Below are 10,488 nucleotides of genomic sequence, written 5' to 3' on the forward strand. Positions count from 1 at the left end.
GAGAATGAACCCCGCCATGCCGACAGTAATATAAGGGCGCTTGAGGATATCAGCCCAAATCTGGCCAAGCAGCTGAACGTCCAGCACCAACCAGACCAGCAGGTGCAGCGCAACATAGGCAAAAGCCAGCACGCCGATCGCCCGGCGGAACTTCACGAGGTTCAAGCCAAGATGCTGGCGCAGAGGAGTCACTGCCAGGTCAAGAATGAGCAGCTGCAGGGCCAACTCACCCAGCTTGTGTTCGAGCGCTGTGATCGGCTCGACCCCGAGCCCCCCTGTGAGCGCAAGATACAGGAACCAAGGGGCCGGAAGGGCCCCAGCCAGATAGACTGCCCAGACGGGGATCTTTCGTATGGCCTGGTTCACTGCATGCATGGCTCAATAGTATTCCTTGAGGTCCATACCTTCATACAGGCTGGCGACTTCTTGTTCATAGCCATTAAACATGAGTGTCGGAATTCGCTTGGCGAACAGACCGCCGCCGATCTGGCGCTCGGACGCCTGAGACCAGCGCGGATGGTCCACATTCGGATTCACATTACTATAGAAGCCATACTCGCGCGGTGCGGACATGTTCCAACTGGTTGGCGGCTCATCCTCGGTCAGGGTGATCTTCACGATCGACTTGATCGACTTGAACCCGTATTTCCACGGCACCACCAACCGCAGCGGAGCGCCATTCTGGTTGGGGATCGGACGGTCATAGATGCCTGTCGCCATGATGGTCAGCGGGTGCATCGCCTCATCCAGACGCAGACCCTCGCGGTAGGGCCATTCAAGAATCGGGAAGCGCGTGCCGGGCATCTCATCGGGACGGTAGGCGGTTTCAAAGGCCACGTATTTAGCGCCCTCCTGCACACCCGCCATATTCAACAGGTCGGCCAGTTCGAACCCGTTCCACGGAATCACCATCGACCACGCCTCGACACAGCGGAAGCGGTAGATGCGTTCTTCAACTGTCATCTCGGACATGATGTCCTTGAAGTCATAGGTGCCGGGGCGATCCACCAGACCGTCGATCTCAATGCTCCAGGGTTCAGTCACGAGGGTATGGGCATATTTGGCTGGGTCGTCCTTTCCAGTGCCGAATTCATAGAAATTGTTGTAGCTGGTGATCTCTTCCCAGGTGTTCGGCTCCAGCGCCTCTTGCGCCGTAGTGGGGCGGGCCATCGCAGTCAGCCCGACACCTGCCAGCCCGGCCAAAACCTGCCGCCGGTTCAGAAACGCCGCCCTTGGGGTGACGTCGGCAAGTGTCAAAGTGTTGGTCCAGCGATGCGCCATTTGGGTCTCCGTAATGAATCCGCCTCAGAGTGAGGTAGTCCGCTGATAACACAGAGCCAAGGAAACAGGCGTCACGATTGAGCGAACAGACTGTAACGCAACTGCGTCAGCCCGCGACTAATGCGTTTTGGGCGGCTGGTTCTAACAGTCTCAATTAGGTATGCGGGAATCATCCAATAGTTGATCAGAGTTGATCCCGTGCTCGTATTTCAGGCCTTTCCTTTTTCGCTGTCCGTTTTGTGGCGCTATATCATTGTCTTTCCCGTCCTGCTGGTCGCGCTTATCGTCTACGGGTTGATAGGCGGGATACTGAGCGCGCTGATCGGGCTGCTCATTCCGGGACTGTCGGTTTTGATTTCGTTTTTTGTAGGCGCATCCTCAGGCGTCATCCCGATGTTGGTCGGCAGCCGTTTGGGCCTGCAAGCCTGCGAGGTTTCTCCGAGTAACAGTTACCGCAAGTTTGTCTTTCCGGCGGTTATCTACGGCGCCGTCGAAGCCATTGGGATCAGTGTGGCCGCCGCGCTAATCGCCGCGCTCTCCATCGGTGCCGTCAGCGTAGGGGGCGGCGTTCCCGAGGACCCGGCCGCGTTCTTCGCGACCCTGTCGCCCGTGCATATCATGATGTTCTCGGGTGTTGTGATCCTGCTCTTTGCAGCGATCTGCGCGCTAAGGGCCGGGTTTCTGGTGCCAATTGCCGCGGCCTCGATCGGGCGGGACCCCAATGGCCGCCCTTATACCCCATTCAACCATTTCGGTGCTTTCTTTCTGCAGCTTTTCGCCGTGGTGGCGATCAGCTTTGTCGGTGCTATCTTTTTCTTTGCTCTGTTTATCGTTGGACTTACCGCAATCTACGGTCCGAGCACACTGGTCAACGACGTTCAATTGATCGGCGAGATGACGGCCGGGACAGCCCCGTTTTCCGTCACTGCGCCGATGATCGCAACTGTCGTGGCCTATATCCTCCTTGCCAGCTGGGCCTTCAGCTATCAATGCGCAGGCGGGGTTCTGGCTTATCTGCGCCTCAGCGGTGGTGGCGCGCGCAAGACCCCAAGCACCGAGACATTGATTCAACCCACGCCGCAGCCCACGACCAGCTCAGGCCCCAAAATGAGTTCGGAAGAGCTGCGCGCCCTGCGTAAAAGCCGTGAGTTCCGCTAGGACGCCCCGTACGCCACAACAGACAGCACCCTTTACACAGAAGGGGTCAGCGCGGCACTCTACTTGACAGGTGGTACGGTCCGCGACACCGGTCGCCCGACCCTGCCACCCATCAGGGAGGATACCGTATGTGTGATATCTGCGTAATGAATGCCGTCAAAGACAAGATGCTGTCCCGTCGGAGCTTCTTCAAAGCCGCCGCAGCCACTGGCGTGGCAGCCGCCGTAACAGGCGCGCGTGCTCCGGCGGCATTGGCTGCAGGGCATGGCGGGGTCGAGGATATGACCCACACCCTCAGCCCCGAGTTTCCAACATGGGGAGGTGAGCCGGGCGTCTCCGCCGAACAGGCGTTCAACTTCGGGGATCACGGGTTCAACCTGTTCAACCTGTCGATCAACGAGCATACCGGCACCCATATCGATGCGCCCCTGCATTTCTCGGCCGACGGAACCTCAGTCGATGAGATCCCGGTGACGGACCTGGTTGCGCCGCTTTGTGTTGTGGATATCGCGGCCCGTGCCGCCGAAGACGCCGATACCCGCGTGACGCCTGATGACCTCAAGGCGTGGATCGCGGCGAACGGAGACATCCCCGACGGCGCCTGCGTCGCCATGCATTCCGGCTGGGGTGGAAAAACGGCGACCGACGAGTTTCGCAATTTCGACGGAGAAGCACAGCACTATCCCGGCTTCCACGTCGAGGCCGCGCAGATGCTGATGGAGGAAACCGGCGCGCGATCCATGGCGGTCGACACACTGTCGCTGGATCACGGCATGTCCGCCGATTTCGCCACCCACTACGCCTGGCTGCCCACCGGCCGGTTCGGGATCGAGTGTCTGGACAATCTCGACCGCGTCCCAGCCGCCGGAGCCACCCTGGTGATCGGAGCACCCAAACACAAAGGCGGCACCGGCGGCCCGGCGCGGATATTTGCGCTGGTCTGATCGGGTCGGTCAGCCGGACAACATTTCCGAGACCTGCACCGCGTATCTGTCTGTCATTCCCGATACGAAATCCGTCAGGGAATGCAACGCGGTGTAGGGATCAGTGGCATCACGCAGATCAAGCTGAACCGCGTTGACGAGCTGCGTTTCATAGTCGGGCAGCGCGTTCACATCCCAATTTTTCCGGGCCAGTGCCTCGTAAACCGGGCACAGACCATCCAACACCTTGCGGATCACGTTGCGCCCCTTGACCTCAAGCCGGGTTTTGCGCGGCGCGGTGAAAAGCTGCTGATGGGCCAGATCCTTGATGGCTTTGAATTCTCTGGCCTTGCTGGACACGCCGATCAGTGAATCCGAGAACTGACCCTCGAGAATGGCATCGTAATTGTCCTTGAACGCCTGAACGCAAGCGTTGATCGCACCGCCAATCGCTCGGGCGCGCAGATAGCTGATCCGCTCGTATTCGCTGTAATCCGCCTGATTGCGCTTCGTCGGGATTGCAACGGCCGACAAAAGATCCTCGACCGTTTTATACGACAGGTCACCCGCCGAATACCCGTCCTCCAGATCGACAATGTTGTAGCAAATGTCATCGGCGGCCTCGACCAGATAGACCAGCGGGTGTCGCCGCCACCAGCTTTGCCCATCCAGACCCTGCGCCTCGTGCAGGCCCATCGCCCGCGCGGCGGTTTCGAAATACGCACGCTCACTTTCGAAAAAGCCGAACTTCTTGGCCCCGACATAGGGCACGCCGGGGGTTTCCTTGAACAAGCGATGGGTCTCGGCGCCCATCGGGTATTTCATGAATGCACCCAGAACGGCGTTGGGCATACACATGCCGCCCTCGTTTCGGTACATCTCAAGCCGCGTCAGGATGCGAAAGCCCTGTGCGTTGCCCTCGAATTTCTCAAACTCGTGCCAATGCGCGCGCGCGATCCCCATGAACGCCTTGGTGCCTTCGTGCAGTTGCTCGGCACACCATTTGCCAATCGCCTCTTCACCGGAATGACCGAAAGGCGGATTGCCGACGTCATGCGCCAGACAGGCCGCCTGTATAACCCCGGCGATTTTATGCGCGTCACCGACGGGGATCAGCTTTTCAGCCTCCAACCAAACCCCGACCTGCATCCCGATGGACCGGCCAACACTTGCCACTTCTTCCGAATGGATCAGGCGATGGCGCAGATGGTCATTGTCATAAAGCGGATGAACCTGCGTCTTGTTCGCCAATCGGCGGAACGGCGCGGAAAAGGTAATCCTGTCTGCGGCAATGACATATGATGGGCGCTCGGCCTGTTCCTGTTTCCTGACTTCCGACCTTTTTGTTGATCTGACTGGGTTTTTGGTTTGTTTTCAGGTGTGGTTGCTCAGAGGCGCGTTGTAGTGCCCCATTATTATAAAAAGTATTGACATGGGCCTTCAGATGGCTAACCTCTTCGCCCATGTTCATCCGCACCAAACATGACGCAAAGCTCAACCGCACACGGATCCAGATCGTTGAATCCGTCCGCACCGGCTCCAAGGTACGCCAGAAGATCCTGCGCCATGTGGGTGTGGCCCATAACGACAGCGAGATTGAGGATATCAAGCGTCTGGCGGGCCGCTTGATGGAGCAATTACGCATTGATCGCTCGCCGCAAATGGAACTGTTCACGCCCACGGAATATGCCGATCTGCAGGCGCTGGTGCGCCGCGCTCCGCGGCCGGACAAGCTTGGCGTTGATCTTGCCGAGTGCCGTGAGGAGGCGCGGGTCTCTCTGGGTCTGCGGGATGTCATGGGGACGATGTATGACCAACTGGGTTGGGGGGCCCTTCTGGGGGCGGCGCGTAAAAGTGCCAATCGCATTGTGAAAGAGCTGGTTATGGCGCGGATCGCACAGCCCGAGAGCAAGCGCGCGACCGTGGAGGCGTTGGAGAACCAGGCAGGCATCACGCTCAATCTGGACGTGGTCTATCGGAGCATGGATTACATCAATACGCCGGTGATAGACGGGATTTGCAAAACCTCTCACGCGGCGGCAGAGAAGTTGCTGGGCGGGCCAGTGACCGTGCTGTTCTACGATTGCACGACCCTGGCCTTTGACACCGAGCGCGAGGACCCGGCCGAGGATGCGGACGGGGTCGAGCAGGATCATCTTCTGGCCAAGGGCTTCAGCAAGGATGGCAAGCATCACCGCGCTCAGGTCATGCTGGCGCTGATCGTCACCTCCGATGGGCTGCCTGTGGGCTATGAACTCTTCCCGGGAAACACCTGGGAAGGTCATACGCTGGAAGCTGCGCTGAAGGCGTTGGAGGGACGCTTCGACGTGGCCAGGGTCACGTTCGTGGCCGATGCCGCCATGCTCAGCAAGGACAACCAGCAGATGTTGCAGAACAAGGGTCTGCCCTACATCCTCGGCTATCGCATGAAGTCCGCCCCGGCCGCCGTGAAGGCGAACATTTTGAGCCCGGAGGGACGCCAGCCTTGGGCTGGACACGGTTCTGAAGAGGCAACCGAGAAGGGCTGGTACAAGGTGATCGACCAGGAGGGAGCGCGGGTCATTGTGACCTGGTCACCCACCCGGGCACGCAATGATGCCCACAAGCGCGACAAGGCAATCGAAAAGCTGCACAAGAAGCTCAAGCGCTCTCGCAAACCCGGCAGCTTCAGCAGCCGGGGATATGGCCGCTTCCTGGCCTTCCCCGACAGCGGGGACGTCACGCTGGATGCACCCGAAAAAACTGGCCAGACCAAAGCCTGAGCTCCTCAACACTCCGAAACAATCGCTGGCGAAAAAAGTCGTGTAGTGCCTTTTGGCAACCAAGGCATAATAATATCAATGACTTATACGAAAAAATGTCGGAAGTCAGGAACACGTACAACGGAGATCGGACATGAGCCAGTACACACCGTCCTCAATGGAATATCTCGCCGCCAGAATCGACGACAAGCGCAAGGACTCGAGGCGCTCGAGGCGCTCCACAAGACCCTGCTTGAGGCTTTCGGGCCGTCGCCTGCCAAATGAAGCCGCCGATCTGGCCCTTTCAGAGGATCCTCCTCAATGGCCGCTGACGGGCAGTTCGTCACACGGCTTGTCATGCAGGAGGGCGCGACCAGCAGATTTGAGCCCCGCACCTTCACGCGATGGCTCGGCGTGTTCCTGTCCGACATCGAAGCCATGCTGGGGCCCAGAGATCCCGCTTCACTGTCCTCGGCATCGAGTTTGTCGATACATGCCATGAAATGCCCAAGACATGGTTCCCGGACACCCATCCTCATGGCAAGCATGTCATTGTGCACTTGAACCGGTCCGCAATGCAGGACGGGGCAAGGGCGCGCTGGCAGCTTGCTCACGAATGCGTCCACCTCATTGATCCCGCACAGGGCGTTGCCAGTGTCATGGAGGAAGGCATCGCGACATGGTTCCAGAATACCGCAACCACACGCAGCTTTCACAACGGCAGCGGGCCATATGCAGAAGCCGAACGCCTTGTATCACCCGTGATCAGGGAACTCTGCGAGACCATCAGGTTCCTCAGAACGCAAAACCGCCTGCACCTTGATGATATCGCGCCAGCACACCTTCAGAACCACAACCCGAACTGGTCCGGCGACTTCTGCCGCGCTCTCACCGAGCCGTTTTCTGCGCTGAAGTAATGAGGCTGATCAAAAGCAAAAATGGCAAAACAACAACCCGATTGGGCGCGAAACTGTCGCGGCGAAAATCAACGCGCGGGATTCCATTGTGCGGTCGGAATGTTAATCTTTCTGCAAGGCAGGAAAAGGCGCAGGCATGGCAATCCTTGGACGAAAAGATATCGGTGACAGAATCGCAACGGGCGCGATCAAAATCGAGCCGTTTGACAAGACTAAAATCGAGCCCGCGAGCTACGATTGTCGAATAGGCGATGTTCTTGCCGCCGGTGCCGGTCGTCATGTCTGGGGAGAGGGCGATGAGTTCATTCTCGAAAGCAACTCTTGGGCGTCTGTATCCTCGGAAGAGTTTTTTGAACTGCCCAACAGCATTTGCGCGTCATACGGCATCCGCTCTGGTCTTGCGAGGAGGGTGTCATCGCGTTTGGGGGGTCCTCAAATCGATCCCGGCTATAAGGGAAAAATTTTTGTTTCCCTATATAATCCGACGCTGGAGCCGATTATTTTGCAATACGGCCAGGTGATCATGTCGGTCATTTTCTATGAGCTATCATCAGAGGACGAGCACGGATATACGCGGCCATATCAAGGGCAAAAGGACTTTCCGTCACAAGATGTCGAATTTATGATGAGAATGCGCAGCCGGAACCTTGCTGATGTTATTGACAACGTTGAAACGCTTGATCACTCGGTCAAAAACCTTGCCAGTAACCTGAAAATCCTGACCTCCGATGTACATGAAATTCGGCAGATTGTGAATGATGCCAAGCCTTGGCTAAAGGTCATCGGCTGGATTTTGGGTGCCGCTGGAGGTTGCCGCCGTCGGGTGGATTGTTATGTCACTCCTGCAGAGTTTCTTTGGAACACCCCCCGCGCCCTAGAGTCCCTGCTGTACTGCACTGTCAGCAGTGCGCATCCGGTGTGTGACAACAATACTGCCGCACAAAATCCCGATTGAGCACGAAACTGTCGCACCGGAAATCAACGCGAAAATCACATCGATTGGCGCGAAACTGTCGCGGAATTGAGCAATAATTCTGTCGCGCTACACCTCCGGATCGGTTTTGCCAAAGAAGCTGTCTAGCTCATCATGAACACGCACGGCCTGATCCAGCAGCGGGTCCGAACCCTCGGCATAGAGACCGGCCCGGATCATCACTTCGGACTGCTCGTAGCTGCCCACAAGCTTGCGGGTTTCCGAGATCATCTGATTCTGGGCCTCGGTCGCGGCAGCAGGTAGGCTGCGCGACACCGACCTGCTGAGGTCAATCGCAGGGAATCGCCCGCGCTCGGCGATGTCGCGGCTCAGGACGATATGGCCGTCCAGAACCCCGCGCAGGATATCCGCAACGGGTTCGTCCATATCGGATCCAGCGACCAGAACGCTGAAAACAGCGGTGATGTCGCCGTGCGTGTAGAAAAGCGTGCAATTTTGACCCCCTAAGCGGGGAAATCGGCGTCCAAATTTGACCCCTCCCTATGGTTGTAGACATCCTTTTCATTGAGCAGTCGATGGAGAGGCAAGCGGGATGATTTGCGTGGGTAACTATTAGAAAAGTGCGTCGCTTACACCTGATCGAAAAAAGAGCATCAAGGAAATTTGCCGTTCGCTCAATTTGAGCCGTGCAACGGTTCGAAAGATAATCCGATCGGGAGTGACGGAGTTCAAATATGAGCGCAAATCGCAGCCATACCCGGTGCTCGGGCCTTGGCGCGCGCGTCTGGATGAAACGCTTGAGGAGAACGAGGCGCTTCCGAAGAAACACCGCAAGCGGATGACCAAAATCTGGAAGGAACTCTCCGATGATGGTTTTGGGCGGCGGGTATGACAGTGTTCGACGCTACACAAAGAATTGGCGCATTGCGCACGGCCGGACAACAGGCGCAGGCGTTCATCCCGCTGATCTTGATCCTGGGAGGCGTACCAGTTCGACTGGAGTGTGGAGACGGTTTTGATGGACGGTGCACTCACGACCGTGAAGGTTGCCCATTTCAAACTTTGCCATAGCCGCATGCCATTCTCCATTGCCTATCCGCGCGAGACGCAGGAGATGGTCTTTGATGCCCACGACGAGGCCTTCAAATTCTTTGGTGGAGGCTGCATCAACGGGATCTACGATAACATGACGACCGCCGTCGATGCGATCCTGTCGGGCAAGGAAAGAAAGTTCAACAAGGCATTCTCCCGGATGTGTTCTCATCATCTGGTGAACCCGATCGCCTGTACGCGCGCGGCCGGTTGGGAGAAGGGTCAGGTTGAGAATCTGGTCAAGGAGAGCGCGCCCTATAGTTTTACACCGCGTCTGGAGGTGGCCGACTTCGATGAATTGAATGCCCGTGCTTGCAAAAAGACGCGATCAAACGCGCAAAAGAACTGCGGCATCCGGAAAACCTGGAGGTGACGGTCTGGGAGGAGTTCCAGCAGGAAAAGCCGCTGCTGACGCATCTGCAGAAGCCCTTCGTCGGGTTCCGTGAAAAGACGTCGCCGTGAGCCGAACCTGCCTGATCAACTTCGAAAGAAACAAATACAGCGTTGAGGCAAGAGCTGTTGGACGTCAGGTCCCAGTTGCAGGTCTAACGCCACGCGGATTGTCCCTGCGCCAAGACGGTGAGATTGTCGGAGAGCACGAACGGTGCTTCGGCCGAGGAAAAAACGATCTTCAACCCTTGGCACTATGTGCCCGTCCCTCAAGCGCAAGCCCTGGCGCTCTGCGCAATGGAGCACCGTTCCGTGACTGGGACCTACCACCGGCAATGACGCAGATCTGGACCCATCTGCGGGGCACATCCGACGGAAGACCGGCAACTTGCCGATATTCTTTTCGCTGCTTACCAGCACGACATTGATGTGGTCGAGGCTGCCTGCGAAGAAGCTCTAAAATCTGGCCTGCGCAAGGGCCGATGCGATCCTGAACATTGTCTCTCGGCGCACCAATCCCCCGCCGCCAAAGGCGATTGAGCCGCCTGCCCACCTGCAGCTGAAAATGGCACCGATCGCGGATTGCGCTCGCTATGACAGGCTTGGAGGCTCCCATGCAACTGCGTAAGGAAATTCTCGAACTTGCCCGTCAACTGAAGTTGCCAGGCATCGTCAACTGCTTTGACGAAGTGATGCAGGCCGCAGCCAAAAACAACTGCGGCCCCAACAGGTCGTGGCCGAACTCCTCACGGCCGAACTGGCCGAAAAGACTGCGCGCTCGATCCGTATCAGATGGGGTGCCGCAAAGTTCCCGGTCTGCAAGTCCTTACCTGAGTTCGACTTCACGGTCAGCCCCGTCAACGAGGAAGTCGTGCGCAATCTTCATGACGGCGATTTTATGGACCAGGCCAGGAATGGCGTGTGCTGGTCGGGTGGAGACCGGATCGGGCAAAACGCATCTCGCAACAGCGATCGGGGGCCACGCGGTCAATAACCGCCGGCGGGTCAGGTTCTTCAGCGCTGTGGATCTCGCGAACAAGCTGGAGGCTGAA

General features: G+C 57.8%; 11 protein-coding genes and 2 pseudogenes (1 of these 13 only partly in view). 8 read left to right on the plus strand and 5 right to left on the minus strand.

Annotated elements, in window-relative coordinates; all coding sequences use genetic code 11:
* Both msrQ and msrP read right to left on the minus strand, forming a co-directional pair.
* Positions 1-375 carry the 5' portion of a protein-methionine-sulfoxide reductase heme-binding subunit MsrQ gene (msrQ, locus tag ACOERD_RS13875; RefSeq protein ID WP_419739400.1) on the minus strand. The gene continues 240 nt to the left of window position 1, outside the view, so 375 of the gene's 615 nt are visible here — the first part of the coding sequence; its start codon is at positions 373-375; its stop codon lies off the left edge, out of view.
* 3 nt (positions 376-378) lie between these two features.
* Positions 379-1,281 (minus strand): protein-methionine-sulfoxide reductase catalytic subunit MsrP, encoded by a 903-nt coding sequence (gene msrP, locus ACOERD_RS13880; protein ID WP_419739401.1) that lies wholly within the window; start codon positions 1,279-1,281, stop codon positions 379-381.
* A gap of 180 nt (positions 1,282-1,461) precedes the next feature.
* Here msrP and ACOERD_RS13885 point away from each other — a divergent pair, with 180 nt between their 5' ends.
* Together ACOERD_RS13885 and ACOERD_RS13890 are read left to right on the plus strand one after the other, a co-directional pair.
* The gene (locus ACOERD_RS13885) at positions 1,462-2,439 is read left to right on the plus strand and encodes a hypothetical protein (RefSeq protein ID WP_419739402.1); all 978 of its coding nucleotides are present in this window, start codon (positions 1,462-1,464) and stop codon (positions 2,437-2,439) included.
* Between the two features lie 128 nt (positions 2,440-2,567).
* Positions 2,568-3,383 carry a cyclase family protein gene (locus ACOERD_RS13890; protein WP_419739403.1) on the plus strand — a complete coding sequence of 272 codons (816 nt, stop codon included), beginning with the start codon at positions 2,568-2,570 and terminating at the stop codon, positions 3,381-3,383.
* A gap of 9 nt (positions 3,384-3,392) precedes the next feature.
* On the opposite strand, the gene dgt is transcribed toward ACOERD_RS13890, so the two are convergent.
* On the minus strand, positions 3,393-4,613 hold the full coding sequence (dgt, locus tag ACOERD_RS13895; RefSeq protein ID WP_419739404.1) for a dGTP triphosphohydrolase: 1,221 nt from the start codon (positions 4,611-4,613) through the stop codon (positions 3,393-3,395).
* A complete protein-coding gene (locus tag ACOERD_RS13900; protein ID WP_419739405.1) occupies positions 4,579-4,833 on the minus strand; it encodes a hypothetical protein in 255 nt (84 codons plus the stop codon). The genes dgt and ACOERD_RS13900 overlap by 35 nt, the downstream gene beginning before the upstream one ends.
* On the opposite strand from ACOERD_RS13900, the gene ACOERD_RS13905 reads away from it, so the two are divergent.
* The 3 genes from ACOERD_RS13905 to ACOERD_RS13915 all read left to right on the plus strand — a co-directional run bounded on the left by ACOERD_RS13905 (position 4,826) and on the right by ACOERD_RS13915 (position 7,975).
* A complete protein-coding gene (locus ACOERD_RS13905) occupies positions 4,826-6,124 on the plus strand; it encodes an IS1634 family transposase (RefSeq protein ID WP_419739406.1) in 1,299 nt (432 codons plus the stop codon). The two genes, ACOERD_RS13900 and ACOERD_RS13905, sit on opposite strands and share 8 nt — an antisense overlap.
* A 482-nt stretch (positions 6,125-6,606) precedes the next feature.
* Positions 6,607-7,020, plus strand: a complete 414-nt coding sequence (locus tag ACOERD_RS13910) for a hypothetical protein (protein WP_419739407.1) — start codon at positions 6,607-6,609, stop codon at positions 7,018-7,020.
* A 136-nt stretch (positions 7,021-7,156) separates the two neighbouring features.
* The gene (locus tag ACOERD_RS13915) at positions 7,157-7,975 is read left to right on the plus strand and encodes a dCTP deaminase (RefSeq protein ID WP_419739408.1); all 819 of its coding nucleotides are present in this window, start codon (positions 7,157-7,159) and stop codon (positions 7,973-7,975) included.
* Between the two features lie 87 nt (positions 7,976-8,062).
* On the opposite strand, the pseudogene fliI reads toward ACOERD_RS13915, so the two are convergent.
* A pseudogene (gene fliI, locus ACOERD_RS13920) lies at positions 8,063-8,425 on the minus strand (flagellum-specific ATP synthase FliI); the annotation flags it as partial.
* Positions 8,426-8,606: 181 nt separating this feature from the next.
* Between fliI and istA the strand changes: the two are divergent.
* From istA to ACOERD_RS13935, 3 genes and pseudogenes are all read left to right on the plus strand, one after another.
* Positions 8,607-10,064: pseudogene (gene istA / locus ACOERD_RS13925) on the plus strand (IS21 family transposase).
* A gap of 87 nt (positions 10,065-10,151) precedes the next feature.
* The gene (locus tag ACOERD_RS13930) at positions 10,152-10,430 is read left to right on the plus strand and encodes an ATP-binding protein (protein WP_419739420.1); all 279 of its coding nucleotides are present in this window, start codon (positions 10,152-10,154) and stop codon (positions 10,428-10,430) included.
* Positions 10,408-10,488, plus strand: an 81-nt coding sequence (locus ACOERD_RS13935) for a hypothetical protein (protein WP_419739421.1), incomplete at its 3' end; no start/stop codon positions are given. The genes ACOERD_RS13930 and ACOERD_RS13935, both read left to right, overlap by 23 nt.

The sequence above is a fragment of the Ruegeria sp. genome (assembly GCF_965199275.1).
Lineage (GTDB): Bacteria > Pseudomonadota > Alphaproteobacteria > Rhodobacterales > Rhodobacteraceae > Ruegeria.